Annotated in this window: 28 protein-coding genes; 9 read left to right on the forward strand and 19 right to left on the reverse strand. The window is 66.5% G+C overall.

The genetic code is table 11. The annotated features are described in order from the left end of the window. Positions 1 to 7 precede the first annotated feature (7 nt). The 12 genes from ABZU72_RS22720 to ABZU72_RS22775 all read right to left on the reverse strand — a co-directional run bounded on the left by ABZU72_RS22720 (position 8) and on the right by ABZU72_RS22775 (position 8,936). Entirely contained in the window at positions 8 to 1,216 is a 1,209-nt protein-coding gene (locus ABZU72_RS22720) for a site-specific integrase (RefSeq protein ID WP_355021067.1), read from the reverse strand. Between the two features lies 1 nt (position 1,217). Next, complete coding sequence (locus ABZU72_RS22725) at positions 1,218 to 1,412, reverse strand: helix-turn-helix domain-containing protein (RefSeq protein ID WP_355021068.1); 195 nt, start codon at positions 1,410 to 1,412, stop codon at positions 1,218 to 1,220. Further along, positions 1,412 to 2,998, reverse strand: coding sequence for a replication initiator (locus ABZU72_RS22730; RefSeq protein WP_355021069.1), 1,587 nt, complete (start codon positions 2,996 to 2,998; stop codon positions 1,412 to 1,414). Before ABZU72_RS22730 ends, ABZU72_RS22725 begins: the two co-directional genes overlap by 1 nt. A gap of 232 nt (positions 2,999 to 3,230) precedes the next feature. Next, positions 3,231 to 3,506 (reverse strand): WhiB family transcriptional regulator, encoded by a 276-nt coding sequence (locus tag ABZU72_RS22735; RefSeq protein WP_355021070.1) that lies wholly within the window; start codon positions 3,504 to 3,506, stop codon positions 3,231 to 3,233. Continuing rightward, the gene (locus ABZU72_RS22740; RefSeq protein ID WP_355021071.1) at positions 3,503 to 4,828 is read right to left on the reverse strand and encodes an FtsK/SpoIIIE domain-containing protein; all 1,326 of its coding nucleotides are present in this window, start codon (positions 4,826 to 4,828) and stop codon (positions 3,503 to 3,505) included. Before ABZU72_RS22740 ends, ABZU72_RS22735 begins: the two co-directional genes overlap by 4 nt. Positions 4,829 to 4,931: 103 nt before the next feature. Next, positions 4,932 to 5,108: a hypothetical protein gene (locus tag ABZU72_RS22745; protein WP_355021072.1), complete on the reverse strand. Its 177-nt coding sequence runs from the start codon at positions 5,106 to 5,108 to the stop codon at positions 4,932 to 4,934. Further along, the gene (locus tag ABZU72_RS22750; protein WP_355021073.1) at positions 5,105 to 5,428 is read right to left on the reverse strand and encodes a hypothetical protein; all 324 of its coding nucleotides are present in this window, start codon (positions 5,426 to 5,428) and stop codon (positions 5,105 to 5,107) included. Before ABZU72_RS22750 ends, ABZU72_RS22745 begins: the two co-directional genes overlap by 4 nt. Beyond that, a complete protein-coding gene (locus ABZU72_RS22755) occupies positions 5,428 to 5,898 on the reverse strand; it encodes a plasmid replication, integration and excision activator (protein WP_355021074.1) in 471 nt (156 codons plus the stop codon). The genes ABZU72_RS22750 and ABZU72_RS22755 overlap by 1 nt, the downstream gene beginning before the upstream one ends. 112 nt (positions 5,899 to 6,010) lie before the next feature. Next, positions 6,011 to 7,294 (reverse strand): MFS transporter, encoded by a 1,284-nt coding sequence (locus tag ABZU72_RS22760; RefSeq protein WP_355021075.1) that lies wholly within the window; start codon positions 7,292 to 7,294, stop codon positions 6,011 to 6,013. Then, a complete protein-coding gene (locus ABZU72_RS22765) occupies positions 7,231 to 7,446 on the reverse strand; it encodes a DUF397 domain-containing protein (RefSeq protein ID WP_336735698.1) in 216 nt (71 codons plus the stop codon). Before ABZU72_RS22765 ends, ABZU72_RS22760 begins: the two co-directional genes overlap by 64 nt. 10 nt (positions 7,447 to 7,456) lie before the next feature. After that, a complete protein-coding gene (locus ABZU72_RS22770) occupies positions 7,457 to 8,296 on the reverse strand; it encodes a helix-turn-helix transcriptional regulator (RefSeq protein ID WP_355021076.1) in 840 nt (279 codons plus the stop codon). Between the two features lie 70 nt (positions 8,297 to 8,366). Then, complete coding sequence (locus ABZU72_RS22775) at positions 8,367 to 8,936, reverse strand: hypothetical protein (RefSeq protein WP_355021077.1); 570 nt, start codon at positions 8,934 to 8,936, stop codon at positions 8,367 to 8,369. Positions 8,937 to 9,574: 638 nt separating this feature from the next. Here ABZU72_RS22775 and ABZU72_RS22780 point away from each other — a divergent pair. The 3 genes from ABZU72_RS22780 (at position 9,575) to ABZU72_RS22790 (ending at position 12,348) form a co-directional block, all read left to right on the forward strand. Next, positions 9,575 to 10,180 carry a hypothetical protein gene (locus ABZU72_RS22780; protein ID WP_355021078.1) on the forward strand — a complete coding sequence of 202 codons (606 nt, stop codon included), beginning with the start codon at positions 9,575 to 9,577 and terminating at the stop codon, positions 10,178 to 10,180. Then, positions 10,168 to 11,538: a hypothetical protein gene (locus tag ABZU72_RS22785; RefSeq protein WP_355021079.1), complete on the forward strand. Its 1,371-nt coding sequence runs from the start codon at positions 10,168 to 10,170 to the stop codon at positions 11,536 to 11,538. The genes ABZU72_RS22780 and ABZU72_RS22785 overlap by 13 nt, the downstream gene beginning before the upstream one ends. 84 nt (positions 11,539 to 11,622) lie before the next feature. Next, a complete protein-coding gene (locus tag ABZU72_RS22790; RefSeq protein ID WP_355021080.1) occupies positions 11,623 to 12,348 on the forward strand; it encodes a hypothetical protein in 726 nt (241 codons plus the stop codon). 32 nt (positions 12,349 to 12,380) lie between these two features. On the opposite strand, the gene ABZU72_RS22795 is transcribed toward ABZU72_RS22790, so the two are convergent. Together ABZU72_RS22795 and ABZU72_RS22800 are read right to left on the reverse strand one after the other, a co-directional pair. Next, positions 12,381 to 13,247 (reverse strand): hypothetical protein, encoded by an 867-nt coding sequence (locus tag ABZU72_RS22795; RefSeq protein ID WP_355021081.1) that lies wholly within the window; start codon positions 13,245 to 13,247, stop codon positions 12,381 to 12,383. 212 nt (positions 13,248 to 13,459) lie between these two features. Further along, positions 13,460 to 13,669, reverse strand: coding sequence for a hypothetical protein (locus tag ABZU72_RS22800; RefSeq protein WP_355021082.1), 210 nt, complete (start codon positions 13,667 to 13,669; stop codon positions 13,460 to 13,462). Positions 13,670 to 13,814: 145 nt separating this feature from the next. Here ABZU72_RS22800 and ABZU72_RS22805 point away from each other — a divergent pair, with 145 nt between their 5' ends. Next, positions 13,815 to 14,819: a DUF3883 domain-containing protein gene (locus tag ABZU72_RS22805; RefSeq protein WP_355021083.1), complete on the forward strand. Its 1,005-nt coding sequence runs from the start codon at positions 13,815 to 13,817 to the stop codon at positions 14,817 to 14,819. A 384-nt stretch (positions 14,820 to 15,203) separates the two neighbouring features. Here the strand turns inward: ABZU72_RS22805 and ABZU72_RS22810 are convergent, their stop codons facing one another. Next, positions 15,204 to 15,827, reverse strand: a complete 624-nt coding sequence (locus tag ABZU72_RS22810; protein ID WP_355021084.1) for a hypothetical protein — start codon at positions 15,825 to 15,827, stop codon at positions 15,204 to 15,206. Positions 15,828 to 15,905: 78 nt separating this feature from the next. Between ABZU72_RS22810 and ABZU72_RS22815 the strand changes: the two genes are divergently transcribed. Next, positions 15,906 to 17,336 (forward strand): PLP-dependent aminotransferase family protein, encoded by a 1,431-nt coding sequence (locus ABZU72_RS22815; RefSeq protein ID WP_355021085.1) that lies wholly within the window; start codon positions 15,906 to 15,908, stop codon positions 17,334 to 17,336. A 7-nt stretch (positions 17,337 to 17,343) separates the two neighbouring features. On the opposite strand, the gene ABZU72_RS22820 is transcribed toward ABZU72_RS22815, so the two are convergent. Further along, entirely contained in the window at positions 17,344 to 18,411 is a 1,068-nt protein-coding gene (locus ABZU72_RS22820) for a DUF1152 domain-containing protein (RefSeq protein ID WP_355021086.1), read from the reverse strand. 115 nt (positions 18,412 to 18,526) lie between these two features. Here ABZU72_RS22820 and ABZU72_RS22825 point away from each other — a divergent pair, with 115 nt between their 5' ends. After that, positions 18,527 to 20,152 (forward strand): long-chain fatty acid--CoA ligase, encoded by a 1,626-nt coding sequence (locus tag ABZU72_RS22825; RefSeq protein ID WP_355021087.1) that lies wholly within the window; start codon positions 18,527 to 18,529, stop codon positions 20,150 to 20,152. A 9-nt stretch (positions 20,153 to 20,161) separates the two neighbouring features. Here ABZU72_RS22825 and ABZU72_RS22830 read toward each other — a convergent pair whose 3' ends face one another. The 3 genes from ABZU72_RS22830 to ABZU72_RS22840 all read right to left on the reverse strand — a co-directional run bounded on the left by ABZU72_RS22830 (position 20,162) and on the right by ABZU72_RS22840 (position 24,362). Further along, complete coding sequence (locus ABZU72_RS22830; RefSeq protein WP_355021088.1) at positions 20,162 to 22,900, reverse strand: BTAD domain-containing putative transcriptional regulator; 2,739 nt, start codon at positions 22,898 to 22,900, stop codon at positions 20,162 to 20,164. A gap of 133 nt (positions 22,901 to 23,033) precedes the next feature. Further along, on the reverse strand, positions 23,034 to 23,618 hold the full coding sequence (locus ABZU72_RS22835; protein ID WP_355021089.1) for a hypothetical protein: 585 nt from the start codon (positions 23,616 to 23,618) through the stop codon (positions 23,034 to 23,036). Positions 23,619 to 23,981: 363 nt separating this feature from the next. Beyond that, the gene (locus tag ABZU72_RS22840) at positions 23,982 to 24,362 is read right to left on the reverse strand and encodes an MmcQ/YjbR family DNA-binding protein (RefSeq protein WP_355021090.1); all 381 of its coding nucleotides are present in this window, start codon (positions 24,360 to 24,362) and stop codon (positions 23,982 to 23,984) included. Between the two features lie 76 nt (positions 24,363 to 24,438). Here ABZU72_RS22840 and ABZU72_RS22845 point away from each other — a divergent pair, with 76 nt between their 5' ends. From ABZU72_RS22845 to ABZU72_RS22855, 3 genes are read left to right on the forward strand one after another with little or no spacing between them, the layout of a single operon-like run. Next, positions 24,439 to 24,897, forward strand: coding sequence for a MarR family transcriptional regulator (locus ABZU72_RS22845; RefSeq protein ID WP_355021091.1), 459 nt, complete (start codon positions 24,439 to 24,441; stop codon positions 24,895 to 24,897). Between the two features lie 2 nt (positions 24,898 to 24,899). After that, positions 24,900 to 25,322: a hypothetical protein gene (locus tag ABZU72_RS22850; RefSeq protein WP_355021092.1), complete on the forward strand. Its 423-nt coding sequence runs from the start codon at positions 24,900 to 24,902 to the stop codon at positions 25,320 to 25,322. 10 nt (positions 25,323 to 25,332) lie between these two features. Beyond that, a complete protein-coding gene (locus tag ABZU72_RS22855) occupies positions 25,333 to 26,910 on the forward strand; it encodes an NAD(P)/FAD-dependent oxidoreductase (RefSeq protein ID WP_355021093.1) in 1,578 nt (525 codons plus the stop codon). Positions 26,911 to 26,971 lie beyond the last annotated feature (61 nt).

Here is a 26,971-nt window from a genome sequence, read left to right on the forward strand (position 1 = left end):
TACCTGGTCAGACATCTTCATGACCTTCGGCGTGTCGCCCTTCGTCACCGTTTTCGGGGTCCTGAGGGCGCACTTCGGGCACACCGTGATCGGTCAGGTAGTCGGTGACTTCCTCCACCAGCTCACCCGCCAGGTCTTCAACCACGCCGTCTACGAGCCCGTCGAAGAGCTCATCCATCGCGACGGCCACCGCGTCGAGGTCGTCGGCGAAGAGGCCGGCGTACACATCGAGGGTCATTGCGGCCGATGCGTGGCCCAACATTCGTTGCACAGCTTTTACGTTGGCTCCGGCTCCGACGGCCAACGATGCGGCGGTGTGTCGAAGGTCATGGGGCGTGAAGCCGACCAGGCCGACCTTGGCACAGGCGGGATCAAAGACCCGAGTACGCCAGTTCCGCAGGCGAAGAGGGCCACCCTCAGGAGCCGTGAACACCAGGTCGTCCGGTCCTTTCCCCGCGCATGCCGCAGCAATCTGCTCACTCAGCGACGGAGGAAAAGGCACCGACCGTGAGTGATGCGACTTGGGAGCCGACCAAACCAGGCGTCCGGCGACCTCGGTAACACTCTCGGCGATCACGAAGCGTCTCCGTAAAAAATCCACGTGCCTTACCCTCAGCGCAGCCAGTTCGCCGAACCGAAGCCCGCAAAAGGCAAGGACCGCGATCACCAGGCCGTGGACGCCAGCAGCCTTGATCAGCGCGACGACCTGCCGGGCGGTCAGGAACCGGGGCTGGAGTCGACGCGGCCGCGGGAGCGGAACGCGGGCAGCCGGGTTGCGGGCCAGGCGGCCGTCCTTCACCGCCTCGTCGAGAATCAGCGAAAGCACCCGGTGAGCCTGACGAACGCTGCCCGGGGCAAGACCCTGGTCAGAGAGGTCGTTGACCCACTCGCGCACGTCAGAGTGACGGACGTCGGTCAACCGCCACTTGCCGAACCTCGGCACCACGTACTTGCGGAACAGTCCGCGATAGCGCATCGCCGTCGAGGCCTTGAGATGCCCCAGCCCCTTCTGCCAGGACTCCCCCACATCGGCCACCGAGACCTTGCCCGCTGCCGGATCGATGTACTGGCCCCGGTGCATCTCGGCCCGCATCTGATCGAGCCAGCGCTGAGCATCAACTTTCCGCTCAAAGTTCTTCTTACGCTGCTTCCCTCCCGGATCTCGCCAACGTGCCTGCCAACCCGAACCGGACGGGTTCCTACTCACCGATGCCATGTCACGCCGCCTCTCTCTGCTGCTCGATCCAGGCAACGACCGCCTCACGTTCGAAACGCAGATGCCTGCCCAGCCGGATAGCCCGTGGACCTTCTCCCCGAACCCGCCACTGATAGATGGTCGCCACGGGAACGCCGATGTAGGCCGAGACGTCATGGACCGTCCACAGCGGCTCGATCTCCACAACCCCACTCATCACTTGCTCCTGTCGTTGTTGGTGTTCTTGGTCTGGGCCTTCCATTGGTGGTACTCGCGAGCGCGGGCAGCAGCCGCCAGGGCGAGGGCTTCGTCTCCGGGGTTCGCCCAGCCAGAGCCCTGATAGGCCCATTCGCCGATCACGAGGGTTGTTTCCTCCTCGTCGGCCAGGAGCAAGGCTTCGAGCTGGCCAAGGTCGAGGAGCTGCGTACGTGCTTCCTCATCGGTGTGGGAAGCAGCGACCAAGGCTTGGTAGCGAGCCCGAGCCCGACGCAGACGACCCAGGGTGATCGAGTAATGCCGCGACTTGGTCGAGAAGTGACCCCGGAACCCGAGCATGTGAGCCCACTTGCCGAGGTAGTGATACGGGTTGAGGGGCTTGCCCTTCTCATCGGTGCCGTAGCCGTAGTGACCGGCAGCAGACTCGGCCAGGTCCCGGCATTCCTCAGCCAAACGGGCGAGGTGGGGCCGAGGCTCGTCAGCTCGAACCGAATTGGCGTCTTTGGTCGCGTACTTCGCCAGGTATCCCGCCACTTGGCCGGGAGTGAGGTCGCTGTCAGGGTCCTCGAGGCGGTCACCATCACGCACGACGCGGATATCGAGCTGTTTGCCCCAGCGAAGCCGCCTCGAGGGATCGCCCGCGTATGCCGGCGGAGCGTCCACGAAGATCTCAGCCGTAGCGCCTTGGAGGATCTGGGCCAGGTCGAGACCATCCAACGGCGCAGCAGATCCCGGGCCGTCAGGGCCGTCGAGCCGGATCAGGGCGTGGAAGTGGACCAGGCCCCGGGCTTGGTATTCGGCGACCTTGACGAACTGCAACGACGCTGTCTTGCCCAGGCGCGAGTCCGGGACCCCGAGACGTCGTGCCAGGGCGCGGCGCAGCGCTTGGGTGGTGTAGCGCCACAGCTCGGGCAGGCAGTACTGCCAGATGACGGCGCTTTGCCAGTCGTAGCACTCGTGACACAGTGGCGCGCCATTGATCGAGTCGTCCTCGTCGTGGCGCTGGTGACAGGCCGTCGGTCGACCATGCGGGCAGCGGTCGCCTTTGTCACGGGCGCGTGGCCGACAGGGCTTTCCGCCACGGAATCCGTGGACATGGCCGAAGGAGGGTGCGGTGAACGTGGCAAACAGCAGCGGATTCTCCGCCACCGTGTCAGGCACCGTCTTTCCACCGACGAGACCGGCGTTGATCATCGCGAACGTGTCCCGGGCATAGGTCCGCGAGCACGAGGGACAGACGTCGGCGCGTCGGTTGCCGCAGGCCCGGTACAGCAGCCCCAGGGGTGCGTCGGCGGAGTCGAAGGAGGACAGCAGCCCGCCGATCTCACCCGTGGTGGGGTCGAGCTGGTAGGTCTCGGAGCGGCCGACCAGGCGCACGGGGTGGGCGCAGTTCTTCACCGCTGCAGCGGTCTCGGCGAAGGCGTCGAAGGTCTTGTCGATCAGACGGGCAGTGACCGCCTGGAGGCCGGCGTCGGTGAGTCCGGACAGATCCAGCGGCGCATCCTCCCCGAACCCAGGGAACGAGCCCCGAGCCGGAGACGATGCGTCACTGTGGATGCCCGGTGCATCCAGGGTCGAGATGGTCATGCGGACTCCCGCAGGCCAGCGCAGAGCCCGTCTTGGTTCCACCATTGGATCGGCTCGTGTGCACACGAGGGGCAAGGACCGAGCGCGTGAGTCACGGGGCGGGGTTGGACGACGACGCAGCCGCACCACGAGCACTGGAACAGGGACTGCTCACCGCGCCGCATGGCCGGGGTCGGGTCGACCTCGAGGGGCTCCCAGCCGGGGATCTCGAGGACGAGTTGCTCCCACATCGTCATGCCGCACCCCTCAGCGAAGCCACGGGACGGGTGTCGAGCAGGTCAATCAAGTCGGCAGGCTCAGGAGCGCGGTCGACCCCGGCCCACCAACCACCCGTGGCCTTCGAGGTGCGGGCGTAGGAATCACAGGCGAGGCGGACCGGGCAGCCGTCGCAGGTCTCCCGCATCAGGTCGACAAGGACCGTAGGGGTCTCGACCGCGTCGGTCGTCCAGGGCAGACCCCGAGTCTCGGGGCGGGTGCAGGCCGCGTGACCCATCCAAGCCGGGGTCATCGCGCACCCCCATCGGTCAGGGAGAGCTGCATCCCGGGCAGGTCACCAGGAGCGGCGTCCGAGATCGTCACCAGTTCAGGCTCTGCTGGATAGAGCGAGGCAACGCGGCGGATCAGGTCGTCGGACCAGTAGTCGGCGCGGATGCGGTCGGTGGAGCCGTCCTCATCGATGATCCAAGCCGTGCCCTGGGCAGCCTTGAGGATGCGGTGTGCCGGGGCGAAGGGGGCCATGCCGTCACCGAGGACCATGTTGGTCTCCATCGCCGAGCGGAGCCGCAGAGCGATGGTCTGGGTGAACAGGCCGCGCATGTCGATGACCTCCTTACGTGGGTCCTGGACGAACGCGCACACCACGACACCGACGGCGCGGGCGATGGAGAGCAGCCGCTTGAGGAGCCGCTCGGCCTCCTTCTTGATGTCCTGGTCGGCGTACGCGGTCAGCGAGGCCAGCTCATCGATGACGAGGACGTAGAGCGGGTCACCCGGGGCGGGCTTGTGGTTGCGAGAGACCCCGCGCAGTTCCTCGGTACGGGCATCCGCAATCGCGACGAACTCCCGCAGCCGCTCCAGGGCCTGCTCTCCGGTAACAGCGATCTTGGTGAACAGCGGGGCACCCATGGTCAACTCCATGCCGCCCTTGAGGTCGATCCCGTAGACCCGTGCCGCATCAACCTTGATCGCGGGAGCCAGCGAGCCGACGATGCCCCACAGGAACGAGCCCTTCCCCGAGCCCGAGGCACCGACCACGAGCGTGTGACGCTGCTCGATCTCGAGGGCGAAGGGCTTGCCGGACTGACGGCGACCCAGCAGGACCGATTCAGTCTGCATCCGGGGCTCGGGCATCGCAGCGACCGAGGGGGTCTTGATCAGGTCTCGCATCACCAGCTCGAACATCACCGTGGAACCGGCACGGCGCTTGGGCGGGTAGACCCGGTAGGCATCCGCGCTGTAGGTGGCCGCCAACTTGGGGGCGAAGGCCTCCAGGTCGGCCAGGGCCTGACCGCGCCGGGTACGGACCTTGAGGGTCACCGAGTGAGCGGAGGTCGTCACCCTCTTGAGGCGAGGATCGCGCCACTTCTCGATGGACTCCTCCCCCACACCCATCTTCTTCACGCGCTTGGTCCGACGCTTGGACAGACCGGCTTCACGAGCCATGGACTTCCAGGTGATCCGGAAGAGGAGCCACCACCAGGTGCGCCGGCCGATGGAGGCCAGCCAGCCCAGGGCAGTCAGGGTTGCGGGGCGGGTCGGCTTGATCACGACCAGGACCGCCACCGCCAGGGCGACCAGGCCGCCGAGGCTGACATAGATCGTCTCGTTCATCAGATGCTCCCTTCGTTGCGCTGCTTCGAGGTGTCGAGCTGGAGACCCGCCAGCCGCCACGGCTTCCCCTCCATGACGACCAGCGGGCGAGTGTGGGGTGTGCTCACAGACCGGCTGCTTTGGCGCGGCAGGTCGGGCACACCGGGGTGGAGAGATCGGGGTAGTCCCAGGTCCAGGCCGTCCCGGCGTTGGGCTGGCCGCACAGGGTGTAATCGGCGTTGAGACCGGCGAAGTGCGCCGGGTCCGAACCGTCGCCGATCCAGACCAGATAGACGCTCATGCCGCCACCCCAGGGGCGTGGGTGGCCTCGACCAGTTCCTGGACCCAGCCCGGGGCGCTCACCAGGGCAGCGATGCCGTTAGCGATGCCCCGGGCGAAGCGGTCGCCCTCGAGCCAGTGGGCCGACGAGGTGCCACCAGTCGGGCCGATCTCATCGAAGACACGCCCCGAGATCATGACGCTGAGCGATCCATCCGGACGGGAGTCGATCTCCAGCACCGTCACCGTAAAGGTCCGGCCCTTGGAGTCGACCCCAGTCGGGGCATCGGTGACCGCGTAGCGACGGCTGGTCACAGCGAGGCTGATGCTCGGGGCACTCATCACGCCGCCTTCGAGCTAGCGGCAGCAGCACCACCGGCAGCGGGCTTGCGTGCGGGGTTCTCGCCGGGCTTCACCATCGACTCGGCGCGGTAGGACCAGGTGATGCGGGTCCGGTCCTGGCCCTCTCGGTTCTTGCCGTTCGTGTACTCCACGTACGGCAGAGCGGTCAGGCCGACGAACTCCACCGGGGTCCAGGGGAACGGGGTGTCGTTGGCTGGCGGCACCGGCTGGTGCTTGGCAAGGAACTTGACCGTGATCGCGGTGTCCTTCTTCCCCGCCGTGTCGTCAGCGTCCAGGACCATGACCTGCCAGATCGGGAGACCGGTCTCCTTGTCGGTCTGCTGGGGCATCGACCCATCGGCCCGCTTGCCGGCCTGGAAGTCGAGAACCGGCTCGACCTCGCCCTTGAGGAACGCTCCCTGCGGGAACACGTCGCCGTGCTGGACTGCGAAACGCTGCTTCATCGCCATTGTTCGTTCTCCTTGGTTCTGCGTAGCGACCTATTCACTACTGCATAACTAAGACTATGCACGAGTGAATAGCGCGAGTCAAGCGCTTCCGCCGAACTTGCTCGAAGGAGGCTCAGACGCGGCGGGCGAGAGCCGCAGGCAGGAACGCCACGGCACCAGCTACGAGGACCGCGCAAGCCACGAAAAGGGCGGCATCGAGGCTCACAGCGGATGCCACCGCTCCCCCAACTACTGCACCAAGTGCGGCAACCCCGACACCCACAACGCGTGTACCTGCCGTGATCCGGCCGAGCAGATGATCGGGGGTCAGGGTCTGACGAGCCGTCCCGCCGACCACGCTGACTACCGTTGAAGCGAGGCCGACAACGACCAGTGCAGCGCCCGACGCATACATGTTCTGCGTGGTGACGACCACGAGCCAGGCGATGCCTTGCACCGCGAGGGCAAGGGAGTACGTCGAGGCGGCCGACATGACCCGATGCACACGGGGTCCGAGCCAACCACCCACCGCGCCGCCAACCGCGAGCATCGCGAGCAGGATGCCGAAGCCCTGGTCACGAAGGCCGAGAGTGTCTTGAGCAAAGAGCACCAGGATCGCAAAGGCGATGTTATAGCCGAAGTTGTACGTCCCTATTCCGAACGTGAGCAGGCGCAGGCCCGGATGCCGCACGAGGTAGAGAACGCCGTCTCGCACCGCGTGATGGACCGGTTGGACTCCATCAGGATGTTCAGCGCGGCCGAGCCCTGAGAGGCCAACCAACAGAAGCGCGGAGACGAGGAACGTCACCGAATTCAGAGCGAAGGGCAGCACCGCAGCCGATGCGAAGAGCGCCGCACCCAGTGGCGGGCCAACCAGCGAGCGACCGAAGATGTCGAGCGTCCAGAGATGCCCGTTGGCCTTGGCAAGCGCCGCAGGGTCACGGGTCGCGAGAACGGGAATTGCGGCCTGTGCCGCCGGATCGAAGAAGCAGCTAGCGCACGCGATCAGGAAGACCACGGCGATCAGCCCCGAGATCGGGAGCCAATCGGCCAGGACACCAACGGCGACGAGCGCCAGGAGCACCACGCGCACCAGGTCCGCAACGATCATCGTCTGGCGCCGTGGCCACCTGTCGACCAAAGCGCCGGCCGGGAGGCCAATGACAAGCCATGCAGCGTACGAAGCCGCCGCAACGAGCGACACGAGCAGCGGGTCCCGAGTGAGTGAGGCAGCAAGCAGCGGCACGGCTGCTGTCGCCGCCCCCTGCCCAATCATGGAGACGCCAGTGGAGGCCAGCAGACGCCCAAGCCCGCGTGGGCTGGTTCCTGGCTGTCTGACCTCCACTGGTGCGCTCACTTGCTTAGCGCCTCCATGGTGAACTCGCCGTTGCCGACGCCCAGCAGGAACGCTTCCCACTCCTTGCGATTGAACTCCAGGACAGGGCCAGCGCCGTTCGCCTTGGTGTCGCGTACGCCGACGATGCCGTCGACCTCGGCCACCTCGACGCACGCGCCCGAGTCGCTGCCGGTGCTCTTCCGCCAACGCGCGTTCTGCCACTTGTCATTCATCGAGCACTCCTCATCCCTTTGTGCCTCGCAGGTTGCGAAGCGTGGTCTCCAAATACTGCCGGGACGCCTCGACGTCGAGGGCGTCTTTCCGCAACCGGTCGAAAGTTGAGGCGTACGCCGACACATCGACCTCGTCAGAGAGGTACGTGTCCGCCGTCAACGATTCGAGCATCACCACCGACGGCCTGTCGTCGGTGAAGTCGTAGATGAGGAACCCAGCAATGGCGAACGCCGCTGCTTCGCCACCAGGCGGGAGGATCCGCAAGTCCACCCTGGCGGAGTCGACGTCGGCCAGGTGCTGCAGCTGCTCCGCCATGACAGCGGGCTCACCAGGCCAGCGCATCAGTGCTCGAGCGTCGAGCACGACTTCGTAGCGCGCAGTTCCTTCGGAGATGAAGGCATCTTGACGAGCAACGCGACGCGCTGCGATGGCGTCACTATCAGCGAGACCTAGGGCGTCAGCCACACCGCGTGCATACCTTCGGGTCTGGAGGAGGCCAGGAACCATCAGGCCTTGATGCTGGCGCAGTCGGGTGACGCGTTGCTCAATGGCGCGAAGTTCGCCGTGACGACGGCGACTCCCTCCGGCACGAACCACCCAGGCCCCCGCCAGTCCCTCCCGTCGCGCCACCGTCGCGAGCAGCTCCGCCCGGACCTCCTCGGGAGCGCCGTAGTAATCGAGCAGCGTCGCGATCTCTTCGAGCGAAGCCGCAAACCGGCCAGTCTCGACCCTGGACACCTTCGGCTGAGACCACCCGAGTTCACGGGCCACGGCCGAGCCAGAAAGCCCGGCATCCTCTCGAAAGCGGCGCAACTCAGCCCCGATGCGCACGAGCGCAACGTCCGTCACGTTCTCACCTCCATTCATTCGTGCATACCTGAACCATAGACCCTCTCGCCGTGACAGAAACAGGCGCTTCTCAGTTGCCTTCGCTCCGGGTCTGGTCGGTCACGGCCGGCCCCGCGGTCGGCTCTCGAGTCAGCTCTCGCGTGCCACCAGGGAAAATCCGCGGAGGTGCCCCGAGATCGAACCGAGCAGCATCGATGAAGGCTGCGCAGGCATCACGTGCTTCCTGATACGTGCCAGCAGGTCCATCAATCAACGCCCTCAGCGCGGCCACGAGACGCCGGGCGGCTTGGCCAGCCTCCTGAGATCCATACAGGTCCACTTCGCTTACCGACAGCATGAGCGGCCTCCATGCGTCTTCCTCAGGCTCGGGCCACAGTCCCAGTTCGATCTCACCTGAAGCGTCTATCCAGAAGTGATACAGCCGAATAACCTCGGCATAGATCGTCCGACGATGCTCAAAGAGTCGTGACTCCCTCGCCCGATCTGCTTCGTCGTTCGCCCGCGAGCGCTCACGTCTTTCCTCGGCAGCGACGCGCTCGCGCTCGCGAACGTCCGCCCGCCACTGCGTGAACCACGTTCCGACAAGCGTGCCAGTCACGCCAACTCCAGCGGTCACCAGACCGACCGTCCCACTGTCCATCACCAGAGAATAGGTGAAGGTCGGGGCCTCTCAGCCAACTACGCGAATCGAACATCCGTTCGATACGATGGGGCGTGTCGGCCAACCCTCCCAAGAACGACGCCTGGCCAGACCCCAGGCACTGGCTACACGTCTGGGTCCACCGCCAACGCCGGAACTACCCGCCGCCCATGCCCGGCCTCGTACTCAAGTGGGAGCTGCACAAAGGCAGGTGGCGCGCTTGGGTGATCTGGGTCGACACCACGTATGCCGTGCCGGAAATCCGACATGCCTGGCTGCCCATCGACGAGATCCGCCCAGCGAAGAGCGACATCAACGTGTGGAACGACCACTATCGGTACAGGTAACGACGGGAGGCAGGAAGTTTCGTCCTGGGTCATAGAGGCCCGATGGCGGGACCCGTTTGAACGTGCACATCGGATATCTGGACCGCCGGCGACAGGACCGGCCCGACCTCCGCCGTAAACATGCACGTACAGCCTGACGGTCGAGTCACTTGGGGACGAGCCGCCCATACTCTGCCGAGCACCCCCGGCGTCACCCGCGGCGACTCCCCATGTCCCTAAGTGACGATGGCTCACTCCCCTAGCGTCGTCGTTTCCAGGACGCAGACCGACCCGGCGCTCTACCCTGCAGTCATGCCGGACGAAGATGTTCACGAAATCGGCCGCGAGGGCGTCGGCATGGTCAAGGCTTGGCTTGAGGCCACAACCTGGATGGAGTTTCCTTACAACGCCTACGAGCACAAACATCGCTGCGTCGTTCCATTATTGAACTCGCAGAAGAAGAAGTTTGATCTAAAGGGATTCCACTTAGGGGACAAAACCCAACGAAGAGACCTGTACGTGGAGTGCAAACGCTACACTACGGCCTCCGGACAGAATGCGTACTTCCGAGAATTCCTCGCAATTGCCTACAGCTTCCACGCCTTTCAAAAAGAGCTCCTCGGATTAGACGTCGCAGATGACTTCATGTGGGTCACGAGCCACCCTTTCCAAATCGGCCAATGGGCAGACCTGTGCACCGACTCGTTTATGCTGGACGTGCTTCAGGACAGCCAATACGAAAAGTATCTTGGGCCGAGTCACGAAATTGATGAGGACCTTGCGCGAGCAGTCGCCTCCCGCATATGGCTGCTCGTCTTCAACGTAGATAAGCAGATGAAAGTCAGTCTCACTTCGAGCGAACTAAAGATTGCGATGACTCAGTTGAAGCGGGAAGGAACGAGTTTGTGGGAACACTGACTTCAGCACTACGAGACGCTTCCAACGAACCCGATGACCGTGATTACGTCCGCAAGACGAAAGCGGCGATGATTGGCGCGATCCACGAATTGGATTCGACAGCGATAATCAAGGACACCGGCTGGTTCAACCATTCCGCCATGCCGGACCTGGTTCTCAGCTGGCCAAAAAGATCTGAGGAGCGTGAAGTTTACATTCGCTCTTCACATGAGGGAATCGCCGCAGCCCACGATATAGAGAGACTTGCAGGCGACGTGCCAGTTATCATCGCAGTCGAGAGCGGAGACGAAACGCAACGCGAGGTCACCGAGAGCGCGTTGGAGCAAGTGGGTCGTTCAATGACGCAGCCACTTGTCGCTGACGCCGCGTCATTCGACACTTTGACCGCTCCGCGAGACGCGCCACGCGCATCACCGTTGGCCACCGCCGTTTCGAGTCACCTATTGCCCTCTGGGCATGGGCTGCTTACTGAGGATCGTGCCGACACGATCACCTCACCTACCCCTGAAGTTCTTGAAAGCCTCGAGGCATTGCTCGCTCCGACCGCCTTCAGGAGCGTCGTGGCCGTCGCGGAAATTGTTGCCGCAGCCACGATGAAGGAGGGAATTCTTTCCCAGATTGGTCCTTCGGCTCCGTTTGGCCCAAGCGAAGCCCGAGATCTACTTCCTTGGCTCCTTGGGGGCGAGGTGACTAACCAAAGTGACGAGTTCTGGCAAGCGATTGCCGATCGAACCGATCTTGAGGTCTTGGAAAGCATCGCTGACGACCTTGCCGGCATCGACCTGACAAGAATCTGCTTGCGCGTCCTTGATAGGTGGTCTCCCCGCCGGGGTTCACTGGGTCTGAGCATCCCCCACGACCGCAACTATGCCACCAACGACGGATGGTTCATGGAAGGTTCAACCCTCACGCGGGCGCTCGGCGCCGTGGCGCTGCGGCTCGCCTCGAGCGGTCGGCGCCGGACGGTTCAGGAACGAGGGTCATTCTCGAGTGCGACGTGGGTTGCGGTGCGCGACGCTCTGAGCACGGATGTGGTTCTTCGTTCTATCGTTCTTCGTGGACTCGAGAGGAATATTCGAGTGGGCGCCGAGGAATCGGCGGACGTAAAGGGCGACGTGGATGCGATCCATGCATCTGTGGAGGATCAGTACTATGTCGGCGAACTTGAGGTCGCTTACGGTTCGCGCGAAGAGGATCGTAGGGTCAGAGCGGTTATGGGCGACCGGATCGTCGAGAACCTAGGAAGCGCGACGATGGGTGACATGCTTGACGTCTTGGCCAATGTTGTTGCCTACCGGGGATCGATCGAGCTGGAAGAGCTTGCCGACCGGAGCGCTCACAGGCACGACCTCTTCTGACCCCGGCTACTCATCTTCATCTCGACCTGGCCGCTCGTCCCTAGCGCGACGCTAGTCGACCAACCTGTGATTGGAGTTGTCGCGGTGCCCGAAGACAACACAGACCGCGCTACCCCTGACACAGAAAAAACGCTGCCAAGTTTTGGATTAACAGTCAGCAGTGTGGCGTTTATCTATCTAGTCTGGCGAATACTCAGCGTGGCCGACTACGATGCAAACACAGCGTTGGGCATCATTCAAAGCGGCGGCGCAGCCAATGCGGCTATGGGCATAGCATTATCGTCCGCCGGGCTCGTCCTTCTAGTTCTCAACGCGCTTTGGGTGTTCTCGGTTATCTTCGATGCCGACTTCAGAAATATAGATAATGACCTGAAAATCGTCATTGCAATTCCTGTCCTTATCGGGGTGCTGTCGCTTCTCCCGCTATTCCTGTCCGTCGCAAACTTCATATTCATGACAATCATGACGATTGTTTGGCGCACCGGCCGCGGTCAGCAGGTACCTCATATCCCAGGAGTTGCATTCGTAGTATTTATCGTCTGGCTCGCTTCTCCCTTTTGGCTGACAATTTCGACACCGTGGATGCCGAGCGAGCGAATTACTCCACAGGGCGCCAAGTCTTTCACTGGCTACGTCGTTGGTGTCGACGGTGAGTCGGTTGTTGTACTGGACCGAAATGACGACGTTCACCTGCGACGTATCCCTGCTAATGGCCTGGAACGCGAGATCTGCTCCACGACCAAGCCTTGGATTCTCCGCTCGGTCGAGGACATCTACCGAGGTGACGGCCCGTATCCACCCTGCCCGTGAGCGTTGCGGTCCACGAAGATGGCGTCGCGGCGTCACTCGCGCGTATCTGGGCAGTCCCCGTAGCTCGGTGGTTTAAGCAGCCCAACTACGCTCGCAAGCGACCGGCCCTGGTTATCGCACCACTTGTGACTTGTGACGTCGGATTCAGGAACGAGCTCCAGTTTTCTCGGATCATCCTTAAGGATGAGCAACTTCTTATCCTCCTCCTTAAGGATGTACCCGAGGTATGGATCCCCCTTAACGGGATCAATGCTTGACGGCGGAACCCACATTGAAGACTTGCTGAACACAACGCCGACCACTATGGCCACACCAAAGATGAGTAACGCCACGTGGTCGAGTCTCCCGCCCTTTCGCCGAACAACCGCTGCGATCACGAGGAGAACCGTGAGCATGAGGACAGTGGGCCAAGGCAGGAGACTCGCACAGAAGATCAGCATGGGGCTTAAGGCGGTAGTCACGCCGGCGTCGACCCAGGCACGCTGCTGCGGAGTGCTGATGAGGAACATTCCAATTGCGCTGTACCCAATTGCCGCGACGAGGCCGCTCGATGCGAGCAACGTGCCCAATACGACGTTTCCGGGCCCAACCTCGTGAATGATCGCCGTGGCGGTTGTGACGCTGTACCCCGACACGACCGTGACGCGAACCATGACAATGAGAGACAGCGCCACACTCGCAACAAGACCGAGATGGTCCCACCAAGGGCCGAATCGTACTTTCAATGATGGTGCAGGTTGCATGGACGACTGCTGAGAATCGCCCGCTCCACCGAGGTTCTTCCAGCGCCCTAGCAGTTTCTGTATCCACGACGCCTTGGCCGACTGCGCATGCTGAGCACTCCCGTCGACATCAGCGCCCGTCGGCGGGCTGGGCTGCGATGCGTCCTGACTCGACATGGCCCAAGAGTCTGGCCCAACGGGTGCACGTGCTGCGGTCGCCACGCTTGGGCAGTTCGCACGGAGCACACAGATCTGCCGTGAGAACTTTCTCTACTGACTCAAGGCGGCCTCCGGCCGCGAGCGCGGCCTCCGGGGGCGTGCGGCCTGGCGGCCGGTCCCCCTACGTGCCGCGCAAAAGAAGAAGAGCGCCCAGTCCGTAGACCAAGCGCTCACTCTCCAGGCGTCGACCAACCCGCCTCATCCACCTCGACCGGCAACACCGGCATCCCGAACGGCAACTCGAGCACGTTCCCGTACGCCTCCTGCCACGCCGCCCACTCCAGATCGCTGCGAGCCGTCATCCGATCCACGCGCTCCGGCAACGGCAACGACGGATCGTCCAACAGCTCCGGTGGAAACTCGACCACAGGCTTCCTCATACCTGCCTCTTACCCCGACCCGACCCGTTCTAAACCGAAAGCCCGAAAAGTTCTCACGACCCGCCCTCGGAGACTGACGCGGCCTGACATCCTGCATACAGGTCCGCAGGGACGCGGGTGCAACAGACTGGGGAGGCCAGACCACGTGGCGATCAACGAGTGGTGGATCGAAGATCCCACCGAGAAGTACTGGATAGAGATCACCAACCGCGACGACATCGGAATAGATCTCAACGCGCCGAAGGTCGCCGACAGCGGAAACGAGACCTGGTCCTACACCCTCGTCAACCACGTGATCCCAGGCGACATCGTCTTCCACTGGGACAAGAAGAGCGGTCCCGGCATCGTCGGATACTCGGTCGTCAAGGACGAGCCATTCAGCTCGACCGTTAGGTGGCAAAGTCGCGGCACCTACGGCCGAGCCAAGGCACTGCCCGGCAAGCCCAAGCCCGAGCCTGGCTGGAGGGCTCTGCTGACTGGGTACGTGCCGCTCGCCGCGCCCATCACGCAAGAACGACTGCGTGAGCTCGAGGCGAAGGTTCGCTCCGTCCGCGAAGAGCTCGCCGCCCAGATCGACGGCCCCCTCTACTTCCCCTACGCCCTCTCGGAGAAGCGTCCCCTCCGCGCTACCCAGGGATACCTGGTCAAGTTCCCCCGCGCCCTGGTCGAGGTGATACCCGAGCTCGACAAGGTCCGCGAGCTCGCAGGCGGACCCACATCCACCACCGAGAAGCCCGGGGCCGCAGATACACCCCCGATGGCCGGCACGGGGCGACTCCGAGACCCAATCCGCAAGAAGGCCATCGAGACTTACGCCGTCGAAACCGTCAAGACCCTCTGGGAAGCCCGTGACTACGAGGTCGAAGACGTCGGACTCTTCCAGCCATGGGACATCACCGCCACCAAGGACGGCACCGAGATCCACATCGAGGTCAAAGGCAGCAGCGTCACACGAGAGACCGTCGACCTGACCGACGGCGAAGTCCGCCACGCAGAAGGCCACAGCCCCACGATCCTCGTCGTCGTTGACCAGATCAACATCACCAGCACCAACGAATGCTCCGGCGGACGAGTGCGGACATGGGAAGACTGGCTGCCTGATCGCGACCAGCTCGTCCCCACGGCATACCGGTACCCACTTCCGGAGTGAGGCCGGGCTAGCTGGAACCGACATCGCACCTCCGGCCTCCGCCCCGATCCCCAGGGTTTGCACGCCGCCACCTGGCATCAAGGGCGCAAAGGCGTTGCTACGCAATGGGCTACGCCCACCCTTGACACCAGGCAACGACGAGCAATCTTGGCTGGCTATCGGCACGGTGGCACTCAACTGGGCTACCTCGAGGGGCTCACCAGGGCGCAATACGGGCACACTCCCCCGCTGGACACCAGCAAACAATGAGAACAAGAACGTCCGGAACCACGCGAAAAAGTTCTCACGAATCCATGCCCCAACCTGGCCCCTTCGGCCTTCTAATCCGACGGTCACAGGTTCGAATCCTGTCGGGGGCGCCACAGGAAATTCGTGTGGGTTAAATCATGCACTCGCGCGTGTTTCGGCGGCGACCGCCGCGGCGTCCGGCCGCCCGGCGTACAGGGTCCGGAAGAACGGCAGGGTGCGGTGCACCATCGGACCGATGAGCAGCGCCTCGGCGACGGTGCCGATGCCGACCATTCCGCCGAGGAGCCAGCCGACTGCCAGCACGGTGATCTCGACACCCGCGCGGCAGAGCCAGACCGGGGCGCCGGTGCGCTCGTGCAGGCCGGTCATCAGACCATCGCGCGGTCCCGGGCCGAGGCCGGGCGCGATGTAGATCCCGGTCGCCGCGGCCAGCAGGAGCAGGCCGCCGGTGAAGAGCGCGACCTGGGCAACCAGGTCCGACGGCTGCGGAAGCAGCCAGAGGCCGATCTCCGCGGAGGTGCCGACGAGCAAGACGTTCAGCACGGTGCCGACGCCGGGCCGCTGTCGCAGCGGGATCCAGAGCAGCAGGACGACGAGCCCGATCAGGTTGGTCATCATCCCGAAGGAGATCCCGGTGATCTCGACGAGTCCCGATGCCAGCGTGTTCCAGGGCGCCAGGCCCAGCGAGCCCTGCACGAGCATGGCGAGTGCGATGCCGTAGAGGAAGAGTCCAGTTATCAACCAGGAGAGCGACTTCACAGAGAGATCCTTCACGATCGCAAAGCCAATCACGGGTCCAATCGAAGGTAAAGAAGCCAATCGCGGTAAGGTGGCCTCATGCCTCGCGGAAGAATCGGTGCCACTGCCCTCGCTGGCCTGCTCGGTCAGTGGCAAGGGGAAGGCCCGGCGTACGAGAACCTCGCCGAACGGATCCAGCTGCTGCTGATCGACGGACGGCTCTCCGCCGACGTACGTCTCCCCTCCGAGCGCGAGCTCTCCGAGCGACTGATGCTGAGCCGCACCACGATCACTGCCGCCTACCGGCGCCTACGGGAGCACGGCTACGCGCTGAGCGTCCAGGGATCGGGTACGACGACGAAGCTGCCACCCACCGCGCCCGACTCGTTCACCGAGGGCGGCGAGATCGACCTGGTCAGGGCCACCCTGCCCGCCACCCGGCGGCTCCCGGAGGCCGCGGTCGAGGCGACCCGCCGGCTGGCCGACCACATGACCGGCCCCGGCTACACGCTGTGGGGCATCGAGGAGCTCCGCGCGGAGATCGCGGCGCGCTACACCGATCGCGGCCTGCCGACCGACCCCGACCAGATCATGGTGACCACCGGTGGCCAGAGCGCGATCGCCCTGCTCGCCCGCACCGTGATCAGCCGCGGCGACCGGGCCTACGCCGAGAGCCCGTCCTACCCCAACGCGTACGACGCCCTGAGCCTCGCCGGAGCCCGGATCATCACGAGTCCGGTGACCACCGACGCCGGCTGGGACATGCCCGCGATGGAGGCGGCCATCGCCCGGACCACCCCCGTGATGGCGTACGTCATGCCCGACTTCCACAACCCGACGTCTCGCTCGATGTCGACCGAGGACCGGCTCCGCCTGCTGTACGCCGCGGCGAAGGTCGACACCCTCCTCGTGGCCGACGACACCACCGCCGAGCTGAACATCGACCGACCTCACACGTTCCCGCCGCTGGCCGCGATGGCCGGCGAGCACCAGGCCCGCGTCGTCCACATCGGCTCGGCGAGCAAGATGCTGTGGGGCGGGCTGCGGGTCGGCTGGATCCGCGCCGACCCGGTGCTGCTGACCCAGATCGCCAGCGGACGCTCCGCCACCGACCTCGGCACCCCGATCTGGGAGCAGCTCGTCACCACGATCCTGTTCCGGCATCTGCCCGAGATCCTCGAGGAGCGCGCCGCGCAGCTCGCCGCCGGCCGCGCCGCGCTCTACCACGCGATGCGCGAGCACCTTCCCGACTGGGAGCTGCCGCCGCGCATCGACGGCGGCCTCTCCGCCTGGGTGGGCCTGCCCGCGCCGGTCAGCTCCCAGCTCACCCTCGCCACCCGTCCCCATGGACTGCTCGTCACCGCCGGGCCGCGGTTCGGCGTCGATGGCGCCTACGAGCGTCACCTGCGGCTGGCGATCACGCCCCGCCCCGAGCTCGTCCGGCGCGGGGTCGAGATCCTCGCCGAGGTCTGGCCGCGTGCCGCCTCCACACCCGCCCTGGCCCTCACCACGACCGAGGCCGTCGTCTGACCGGACTTCAACCCCGCGCGAGGGCTTCCAAGGCCCACAGCCCGAGCCCGTCGAAGCGTGCCGTCTCGTAGCTGGGTACGTCCCCGCTGGTCGCCTCCAGGAGCCGGCGAGTGGTGATGTGCGAGGCCCCTCGGGCAAGGCTCGCGTTCGCGATGTCGGCAGCGGTCACGGTCCGCGATGGGATCTCGCGACGTTCCCGCGCCCGTCGCCGCTCGTAGTCGAGCTCGTCGACGGTAGTGATGCCGCGGATGATCGTCTCGGCGCTCCCCAGGGATCGGGTGTTGATCAGCGCCTCTGCGAGCGGGAAGTCGTAGGTCACGACGGCATCGAGACGCCACACGGTCGCACTCGCCTCGCTCACCGGGACGGGGGTCTGTCCTCGTCTCATCTCCACGGCGCCCCGAAGGCCGCGCGCGGCGGCCGCGGCCAGGGTCGTCGCCTCGGTGGGATGCCAGCCGAGCGAGTCGCCGACCCGGTCCACATCCGCGGTCCCCAGCATTCCCACCTGGGTCCCACCGAGCCCGCCGAGGATGGCGATCACCTGCTCGGCGGGGAGTTCCCCGTCCACGCCGGGGCCGACGACGGCGAGCCGCACCGGCAGGCCGCTGCGCAACGCCGCGGCCAGCGTGAGCGAGTCGGCCAACGGGCTCAGCAGGCCGGGCTCGTCTCCCCGGGCGACCACGTCACCACCGACGTCGACGACCGTCAGCGAGTCGGCGCCGAGGGCCCGAGCGAGATGCTGGAGCTGCTCGGCGAGTCCGACCGCACCGTCCGCGAGGTCGTGCAGGAAGAGGCGCGCGTCGACGTCTCCGGCAAGCCGCGGCAGCACGGACCGGCCCGGAGGAAGGGTGTCCGTCGTGGTCGATATCTCCGCCCGGACGCCATCGACCAGGCGGAGCCCGATGAAGTCGCCGCGCGAGCGAGGGCCAGGCACCGGGTCGATGCGGAGCCGTTCCCAGGCGCAGGTCGACACGAACACATCGCCGTCGTCCATCTCGGGCTCGAGGACCCGGCGCGCCAGGAGCACGCCGAGCGCATCACCCCCACCACCGGCCGCGACGAAGAGAGTGCTCACGCAGACGATTCTGACCGCTGGGCATCCGGCGCGCCACCTGGTCGGCCGCATCGCCTGGCAAGAAGTTCGCGGGAACTCGTTGTGACGCGCGCCACGTTGGGTCACGATGTGCAGCATGCAAGGACTGATCCAGGACGCACCGCTGACCATCGACACGATCATCCGGCGCGCCGAGCGCGTCTTCCCGACGCGGGAGATCGTCACCAAGACCGCCACAGGTCTGGAGCGCAACACGTTCAAGGACCTGGCCGTGGAGGTACGCAAGCAGGCCACCGTCCTCGACCGGCTCGGCATCTCCGAGGACGGCCGGGTGGCGAGCTTCGCGTGGAACACCCTGCGCCACCTCGCGCTCTACTACTCCGTCCCCTGCACCGGCCGGGTGCTGCACACCGGCAACATCCGCTACTTCCCCGAGCAGCTCGTCTACACCTTCAACCATGCCGAGGACGAGGCCGTCTTCGTGGACCGGTCGCTGCTCGGTCTGCTGGCTCCGCTTCTCCCCCAGCTGACCACGCTCAAGCACGTCGTCGTGATGGATGACGGGGCGCCGACCCCGCTCCCCGACGACCCGCGGGTCGTCTCCTACGAGGAGCTGATGGCCGACGCCGAGGAGGCGGTGATCGAAGGCCGGGTCACCGACGAGCGCACCGCTGCCGGGATCTGCTACACCTCCGGCACCACCGGCAACCCGAAGGGCGTCGTCTACACCCATCGCTCGCAGTACCTGCACGCGCTGGCCTCTCTGGCCGGCACCCTCTTCGGCACCAACGACCGCGACCGCGTGCTTCCGGTGGTGCCCTTCTTCCACGCCAACGGCTGGGGCTTCGCCCACTCCTCCCTGCTGGCCGGCGCCAACCTGATCCTGCCCGGTCCCGACCTCTCGCCCGCCGGCATCATCAAGCTCCTCGAGGCCGAGAAGGTGACGATCGCGGCCGGCGTACCGACGATCTGGATGGGCATGGTCCCGCTGCTCAAGGACGCGGACCTCTCTTCGCTGCGGGTGGTCATCTGCGGCGGGTCCGCGGTGCCGAAGTCGCTCTCCGAGGCCTGGCGCGAGGCGATCGGCCTGCCGATCACCCAGGCCTGGGGCATGACCGAGATGTCCCCGCTCGGCAGCGTGTACAACGAGCGCGCCGAGATCACGGACCTCTCCGAGGAGGAGAAGGCCGACTACCGTACGTCCCCTGGCATCCCGGCCGTCGGCGTCGAGCTCCGCATCGTGGAGCCCGGGACCACCGACGAGCTCCCCTGGGACGGCGAGACGACCGGCGAGCTCGAGTGCCGCGGCCCGTGGATCGCGTCGGGCTACTACAAGGTCGACGCACCGACGTCGTTCTCGCCCGACGGCTGGCTGCGCACCGGTGACATCGCCGCGATCGACCCGCTGGGCTACGTACGCATCGTCGACCGCACCAAGGACCTGGTGAAGTCGGGTGGCGAGTGGATCTCGACCGTCGCGATCGAGAACCTCATCATGGGCCACCCGAGCATCGCCGAGGCGGCCGTCGTGGCGGTGGCGCACCCGAAGTGGGGCGAGCGGCCGCTGGCCTTCGCGGTGGTCAAGGAGGGCGAGTCGGTGACCAAGGAGGAGCTGCTCGGCTACCTCGCCGACAACCTGGGCAAGTGGCAGGTGCCCGATGACGTGGTCTTCATCGACGAGGTGCCCAAGACCTCGGTCGGAAAGTTCTCCAAGAAGACCCTGCGCGAGGAGTACGCCGACTACCAGCTGCCCACCGCGTAGCCGGAGCAGTCAGCCCAGCTGCGCGAGGATCGAGGCGGACTCGACCCTCGCGCAGCGGGCGTCCTCGTCCTTGCCGAGGGCGGCGCGGGCATCGGCCAGGTGGCCGAGCGCGTCGGCCAGACCGGGCAGGTCACCGGCGGCACGGAGCTTGGTCACGGCCTCCTCGAAGTGGCCTGCCGCCTCGTCTACGGAGCCGAGCTGCTGGTGGATCCAGCCGATGGTGGCGATGACGTTGCCCTCGCTGCGGTAGCCGGGCGCCACCCGGCGCAGCTCCGCGAGCGCCGCCTCGCAGTGACGGAGCCCGGCCTCGTACGCACCGTCGAGGGCCTCGTAGAGCCCCAGCCGCCCGGTCGTCCAGGCCGCCCGGATCGGGTCGCCCGCGCGAGCGAAGACCTCCGCCGACCGAGCCGCGTACGCAGCAGCCCCGGCATGATCGCCAGAAGCAGTGGCCACGGTGGCCAGCCGGTGCAGGGTCTTTCCCTCGCCCACCAGGTCGGCGGACTCCATCGCCAGATCGAGGGCCCGGCCGAGGTGGTCGAGGGCGTCCTCGACGCGCCCCAGCCGCCCGCAGGCCGCCCCGGCGGCGCGGTGCATGACGCCGAGCCCGGCGGGGTCGCCGCCCTGCGAGACGCTGCGGCGCACGCCCGGGAGCGCGGCCTCGGCCAGCGCGGCCAGCTCGATCCAGCGTCCCTGGAGGTCGAGCAGACGCTCGAGGGCACCGACGAGCAGCACGATCCGGTCGGGGGCGATTCCCCGGGCGACGGCGACGTCGATCACTCGGGAGATCACCGGCAGCTGGGTGCCGATCCAGGCCAGCGCCTCGACGCTGTCGCCGACGACATCGGGGCTTACCCCGTCGCGCATCGGCTCCAGCGCATCGAGGTGGCGCTGGTGCGGGTCGTAGGCGCTGTGCACCGCCCGAGCGCTGAAGACGTAGTGGTCGATCATCCGCAGCTCGGCCGCCTCGCGGACCTCAGCGGGCTCGCCTGTGGCGAGGTCGGCGGCGTACTCCCGGAGCAGGTCGTGCAGCACGAACCGTCCGGGCGCCACCTCGGTCAGCAGGTTGGCTTCGGTGAGCTCGTCGAGCAGGCGGCGGGCTCGCACGCGGGAGATCCCGGCCAGGCTGGCCGCGGCCAGGACGGTGAGCGTCGGCCCGGGATGCAGGCCGATCAGCCGGAACAGCCGGGCCGCGGCATCGGACAGGTGCTGGACCGACCACGAGAAGGTCGCCCGGAGGTCGCCACGCCCGCCGCCGAACCCGTCCAGGCGGGACTCGCCGAGCTCCTCGGCCAGGTCGGCAAGGGCGTACGCCGGCCGGATCGCCGCCCGGGCGGCCACGACCGAGAGCGTCAGCGGCAACGAGGCGCACAGCTCGATGATCCGCTCCACGGCCTCGGGCTCGGCCAGGAGACGGTCCTCACCCAGTCGCCCGGCCAGCAACTCATAGGCCTCGGCGTCGTTGAGCAGGCCCAGCTCCATCGGACTCGCACCGGCCTCCGCGACCAGGCCGGAGAGCCTGTTTCGGCTGGTCACCAGGGTCACACACCCCGGGCTGCCGGGGATCAGACTGCGTACCTGCTCGCTGTCGCGGGCGTTGTCGAGCACGAGCAGCACCCGCTTGCCGGCGAGCTTGCTGCGCAGCAGCCCCGCCCGGCCGTCGATGTCCTGGGGCTGGCGGGATCGCTCGACCCCGAACGCCTCGAGCAACACCCCGAGCGCGTCCAACGGGTCGAGCGCGTCGCACGGGTCGAAGCCGCGCAGGTTCACGAACACCTGGCCGTCCGGGAAGCTGGGAGCGGTCCGGTGCGCCCAGTAGAGCGCCAGCGTCGTCTTGCCGATCCCCGCCGTGCCCGCGATCGCCGAGATCACCACGGCCCGTCCGCTCTCGTCGACGCTGGCCGTCGCCACCAGCTCGTCGAGCATCGTCAGATGGTCCTCGCGACCGGCGAAGGCGGCGACGACCGGCGGCAGCTGGCGCGGCACGATCTCCTCGTACGTCCGTGCCGGCGCGGGCTCGGGATCGTCTCCCTCGATGATCCGCAGCTGCAGGTCGCGTACGTCCTTGGACGGTTCGACCCCGAGCTCGTCGCGGAGGACGCGGAAGAGACGCTGGTAGGCGTCCAGGGCCTCCGCCGTGCGACCGGAATGCCACAGCGCCGTCATCAGCAGCAGCCACAGGCCCTCCCGGAGGGGGTTGGCCCGGACGACCGGTCCCAGGTCGGCCACGACCGCGGCCTGCCGACCGAGCGCCAGGTCAGCGGCGGCCCGGGACTCGACGGCGACGAGCCGCAGCTCCTCGAGCCGAGCTGCCTCGGTCGCGATCATCGGCGACTCACCGACCGCGCCGTACGCACCCCCGGTCCACAGCCCCAGGGCAGCGTCCAAGAGCATGCTGGCCCGCTCGTGATCTCCGGTCTCGGCCGAGGCACGGCCCTGCTCGACCAGGTCCTCGAAGCGGGCCTGGTCGAGGTCCGCACCGACCAGCGCGTAGCCGTTCGCCCGGCTCTGCAGACGGCGGCGATCCTCGCCGAGCGCCCGGCGCAGGTCACGGACGCGCTGGTGAAGCAGGTTCACCCCCGTTGCCGGGGGTGAACCTCTCCACAGCTCGTCGACCAGGAGGTCCGAGGAGACCGGCGCTCCGCGCGCGGCCGCCAGCAGGGCAAGCAGAGTCCGCCGCGTACGCGACAGCTTCTGCACCGTGCCGTCGTCACATACCAGCTCGACGGCACCTAGGACCCGGACCCGCACCAAACCTCCTGTTGACCACGCAGCATTACGTCCGAGAAGACACATCGTCTCATCACCACAGAGATGGTGACGCGTAATGCCGCCAGAAGGTTGCTTGGAGGTTGGTGCTGAATCCAGATTTAGGGGTTCTGGTTTACGGAACCCGCCACAGGCCGCTCTCGCCGCCCTTGTCGATCTGGAACCCGACCTGCTTGATGTTCACCCCGACCGGTACGACGAACGGCACCAGGGCCGTCCGCTGGTCACGCGGCTGCAGACCGAACGGGTTCGGGAACACCTCGCCGCCGTCGACCCTCACCGTGCTGGGCAGGCTCTTGTACTTCTTGCCCGAGGCATCGATGACCGTCGTGCCGGTGGCCGGGGTGTCGTTGAAGACCCTCGACCCGGCGTTGACGACCTGGATCTCGACGGCCATCACCCGCGACCCCGGCGGGGTCTCGGTGCCGTCCGTGAAGGACGTCTCGAAGACGTCCTGCACGATCACCCTCAACAGGATTCCGGGTGCTTCGCCCTTGATGGTTCCCTCAGTCGTCAACCCGAGCTGCTGGTTCTGCTCGATCCTCTCGGTGCTGTCGACGGTGATCACCTTCTTCTCCATCGCGGGGTTCTCGCCATGGTTGTTGCTGTAGAACCCGTAGTCGATGGAACTGTCCGAACCGCAGCCAACCCCGGCCGCCGCGACGGCTCCCCCGAGGATCAGCATGGCCACACGACGCACACGCACTCCTTATGAAATTTGTTGCACTGGAAAGGAAATTGTTCCCCCTGATTTACCATGGCAACATGCCGGAGTCCAAGCATTCGGCCTAGGGTCTAAGGTCCCAATCCTGGCTGCAACTCTTCGCAGTCATCTCCACATCACGAGGTAGCAGACGAGCACCGGAATCACGGGCGCCACGAGAAACCAGGGCGTGACCAGCGGAAGCTTGTTGATCAGGCGTACTTCGGCCACTGCCCCCGCTCCCAGCGGCACCGAGATCATGAAAAGGCCCTAGCGCGCGCCACCTTCGTCGGCGCCGGTCGCGCCGAACGCGGCCTCGCCAGTGAGTGCAGCATCACGCTCGATATGCACGAGCGGACCCTACTCCGTCGTCATGGCCGGACGCTCGACGAGGGCGGCCAGCTTGGCCGGAGCCTGGATGCAGTAGGAGTCGGTCAGGAGCTCGGCGACCTCGTCCCAGTCGGTGTCGTCGTCGAGGATCATCCCGACCACGTTGCCGCCCCAGCCGGCCTTGAAATACGGGTGGCCGAGGTGCTCGAAGGCCACCACCTCGTCGGGCTCGCCCCGGAACACGATCCGGAAGAGCTGGTCCTCGCCGCCGAAGACGTGCGCGATCGTCGCCTGGCCGACCCGCCAGCGCACCCCCACCCAGGCGTCGTCCTCGAGGCATTTCGGGAACGCGCCGAGGATCCCCCTCAGCCGCACCACCATCGCCTCGGGGACCTCAGGACGCTCAGCCATGCATCCGATCCTGCCAGGCACCACCGACACCGTTAATTGCTATACATGTTTATGATCAACATGTACCGTTTCTGCCATGAAGAAGCAGACGATCGGATACGTCGTGTGGCGCCTGGCCATGCGTCTGCGGGTGTCGATGGACAGAGCGCTCGCGCCCCTGGGGCTCACCCATGCGCAGTACTCGCTCATCGCCTCCCTCCACGGCCTCCACGCCTCGGAGGCCCCGACCCAGAAGCAGCTGGCCGACCTCACCGGCCTCGAGCCGATGTACGTCTCCAAGCTCGCCCGCCAGCTCGAGACCAGGGGCTGGATCGAACGCGTCCGCGACACCAGGGACACCCGAGCCGTACGCCTCGTCATCACCCCCGAGGGCACCGAGGTCACCCGCGAGGCGATCGCGGTGACCGGTCGGATGCTCGACCAGCTCACCGCACCGCTCGGCGGCCGCAACAGCAGCCGTGCCGCCGAGGCGCAAGCAGCGCTCGAGGCGATGCTCGCCGCCCCCATCGACACCGACCCCACACCTGGAGACTGATCATGACCGTTGCCACTCCTCCCCTCACCGGCGCCAACCTGGGCGTCGCCTACTTCGCCGTGCGCAAGAACCTTCTCAACGTGCTCGACGACTACGACCTGACCTTCGAGCAGTCGCTCCTGCTCAACTATCTGCGCCAGGGCGATGCCGCGCGTGCCGATCTGGTCGCGTCGACGGCCGACAACATCAAGGTCTCCGCGGCCGAGGTCGAGTCGCATCTCGACGCCGCGATCGCCCGCGGCCTGATCGCCGACGGCCTCACCCTGACCGAGGAGGGTGACCGTCTCCAACAGCAGATCACCGAGCGCACCCAGCCGCTGACCAGGACGTTCTTCGCCGACATCCCGGCCGAGGACCTGGCCGTGACCGCGCGGGTCCTGGCCACCCTCACCGAACGGGCCAACGCCGCTCTGGCCACCTCCTAGTATCGGGGCCATGGCACAGGAGAAGTACGACGTAGTGGTAGCCGGCGGCGGTCACAACGGCCTCACCGCCGCGGCCTATCTCAGCCGGGAGGGCCTCTCGGTCCTGGTGCTCGAGCGGCTCGACCACGTCGGGGGTGCGGCGATCTCGGCGCAGGCGTTCGACGGCTTCCCGACTCGGCTCTCGCGCTACTCCTACCTGGTCTCGCTGCTTCCCGAGCAGATTCGCACCGACCTCGGGCTCGACATCGAGCTCGCGTCACGGCAGACCGCGTCGTACTCCCCCTACCTCGACGGCTCGCGGGCCACCGGCCTCCTCGTGGAGACGCCCGAGGGCGAGGCCACCGCGGCGAGCTTCCGCGCGGTGACCGGGTCGGACGAGGAGTACGCCGCGTGGCAGTCGTTCTACGACGAGGTCTCCGACCTCGCCCGCGTCGTCGCGCCCACCCTCACCTCCCCGCTTCCCACGGGTGCCGCGATCCGCTCAGAGGTGGGTGCGCCGATCTGGCGCGACATCGTCGAGCGGCCGCTCGGAGAGGCGATCGAGCGCCGCTTCGCCAACGACCTGGTCCGCGGCGTGGTCGCCACCGACGCCCTGATCGGCACCTTCGCCGGCCTGGGCGAGGCGAGCCTGATCCAGAACCGCTGCTTCCTCTACCACCTGATCGGCAACGGGACCGGCGAGTGGCGGGTCCCGATCGGCGGCATGGGCGCGGTCACCGGCGCGATCGCCAAGGCGGCGTACGCAGGTGGGGCGCAGGTGCTCACCGGCGCGACCGTCACCTCGATCCGCGGCGGTGCCGTCGGCGAGGGCGCCGAGGTCACCTGGACCGACGCCTCCGGATCCCACACGGTGGCGGCCGACTACGTGCTCTCCGGCCTGGCTCCGTACGTCCTCGACAGCCTCCTCGGCCGCACCCCTGCCCCGTCGGCCAAGCCGGTGGGTGCCCAACTCAAGATCAACATGCTCCTCGAGCGCCTCCCCCGGCTGCGCTCCGGCGAGGACCCCAAGGTCGCCTTCGCCGGCACCCTCCACCTCGGCGAGTCCTACTCGGAGCTCGAGAAGGCGTACGCCGAGGCAGCCGCCGGCTCGGTGCCGACCGAGATGCCGGGCGAGGTCTACTGCCACTCGCTGACCGACCCCTCGATCCTCGGCGACGTGCCGCCCGGCACTCAGACCCTTACCTACTTCGGCCTGCACGCCCCCGCGACGCTCTTCGAGGACCCAGCCATGCGTGAGGCGCGCAAGGCCCAGGCGGTCGAGCGCGCCATCGCCTCCCTCGACCGCCACCTGCTCGACCCGATCTCCTCCGTCGTCGCGCGGACCGTGGATGGCGAGCCGTGCATCGAGGCCAAGATCCCTCAGGAGATCGAGGCAGACCTGGCCATGCCCGGCGGCCACATCTTCCACGGCGACCTCGCCTGGCCCTGGGCCCCCGACTCCGCTGACCTCTCCACTCCCGTCGCCCGCTGGGGCGTTGCCACAGACGTCGGCAGCATCCTGCTCTGCGGCTCCGGCGCCCGCCGCGGCGGCGCCGTCTCCGGCCTCGGCGGCCACAACGCCGCCCAAGCCGTCCTGGAGCTCCGCTGACCACGCCGTTGATCCAACACAGCCTCGATTTGGGGCGAATCCGAGCCCGCTGCTAATGTTC

Source organism: Nocardioides sp. NPDC004968 (genome assembly GCF_040608935.1).
GTDB lineage: Bacteria > Actinomycetota > Actinomycetes > Propionibacteriales > Nocardioidaceae > Nocardioides.

Coding starts and splice junctions, on each gene's coding strand:
- ABZU72_RS22725 (WP_355021068.1), bottom strand. CDS start 1,412: ATGAGTGGGGTTGTGGAGATCGAGCCGCTGTGGACGGTCCATGACGTC.
- ABZU72_RS22740 (WP_355021071.1), bottom strand. CDS start 4,828: ATGAACGAGACGATCTATGTCAGCCTCGGCGGCCTGGTCGCCCTGGCG.
- ABZU72_RS22825 (WP_355021087.1), top strand. CDS start 18,527: ATGCAAGGACTGATCCAGGACGCACCGCTGACCATCGACACGATCATC.
- ABZU72_RS22775 (WP_355021077.1), bottom strand. CDS start 8,936: ATGGACAGTGGGACGGTCGGTCTGGTGACCGCTGGAGTTGGCGTGACT.
- ABZU72_RS22845 (WP_355021091.1), top strand. CDS start 24,439: ATGAAGAAGCAGACGATCGGATACGTCGTGTGGCGCCTGGCCATGCGT.
- ABZU72_RS22745 (WP_355021072.1), bottom strand. CDS start 5,108: ATGAGCGTCTATCTGGTCTGGATCGGCGACGGTTCGGACCCGGCGCAC.
- ABZU72_RS22755 (WP_355021074.1), bottom strand. CDS start 5,898: ATGGCGATGAAGCAGCGTTTCGCAGTCCAGCACGGCGACGTGTTCCCG.
- ABZU72_RS22850 (WP_355021092.1), top strand. CDS start 24,900: ATGACCGTTGCCACTCCTCCCCTCACCGGCGCCAACCTGGGCGTCGCC.
- ABZU72_RS22750 (WP_355021073.1), bottom strand. CDS start 5,428: ATGAGTGCCCCGAGCATCAGCCTCGCTGTGACCAGCCGTCGCTACGCG.
- ABZU72_RS22855 (WP_355021093.1), top strand. CDS start 25,333: ATGGCACAGGAGAAGTACGACGTAGTGGTAGCCGGCGGCGGTCACAAC.
- ABZU72_RS22815 (WP_355021085.1), top strand. CDS start 15,906: ATGCCTCGCGGAAGAATCGGTGCCACTGCCCTCGCTGGCCTGCTCGGT.
- ABZU72_RS22730 (WP_355021069.1), bottom strand. CDS start 2,998: ATGACCATCTCGACCCTGGATGCACCGGGCATCCACAGTGACGCATCG.
- ABZU72_RS22780 (WP_355021078.1), top strand. CDS start 9,575: ATGCCGGACGAAGATGTTCACGAAATCGGCCGCGAGGGCGTCGGCATG.
- ABZU72_RS22765 (WP_336735698.1), bottom strand. CDS start 7,446: ATGAATGACAAGTGGCAGAACGCGCGTTGGCGGAAGAGCACCGGCAGC.
- ABZU72_RS22840 (WP_355021090.1), bottom strand. CDS start 24,362: ATGGCTGAGCGTCCTGAGGTCCCCGAGGCGATGGTGGTGCGGCTGAGG.
- ABZU72_RS22795 (WP_355021081.1), bottom strand. CDS start 13,247: ATGTCGAGTCAGGACGCATCGCAGCCCAGCCCGCCGACGGGCGCTGAT.
- ABZU72_RS22720 (WP_355021067.1), bottom strand. CDS start 1,216: ATGGCATCGGTGAGTAGGAACCCGTCCGGTTCGGGTTGGCAGGCACGT.
- ABZU72_RS22735 (WP_355021070.1), bottom strand. CDS start 3,506: ATGACCCCGGCTTGGATGGGTCACGCGGCCTGCACCCGCCCCGAGACT.
- ABZU72_RS22800 (WP_355021082.1), bottom strand. CDS start 13,669: ATGAGGAAGCCTGTGGTCGAGTTTCCACCGGAGCTGTTGGACGATCCG.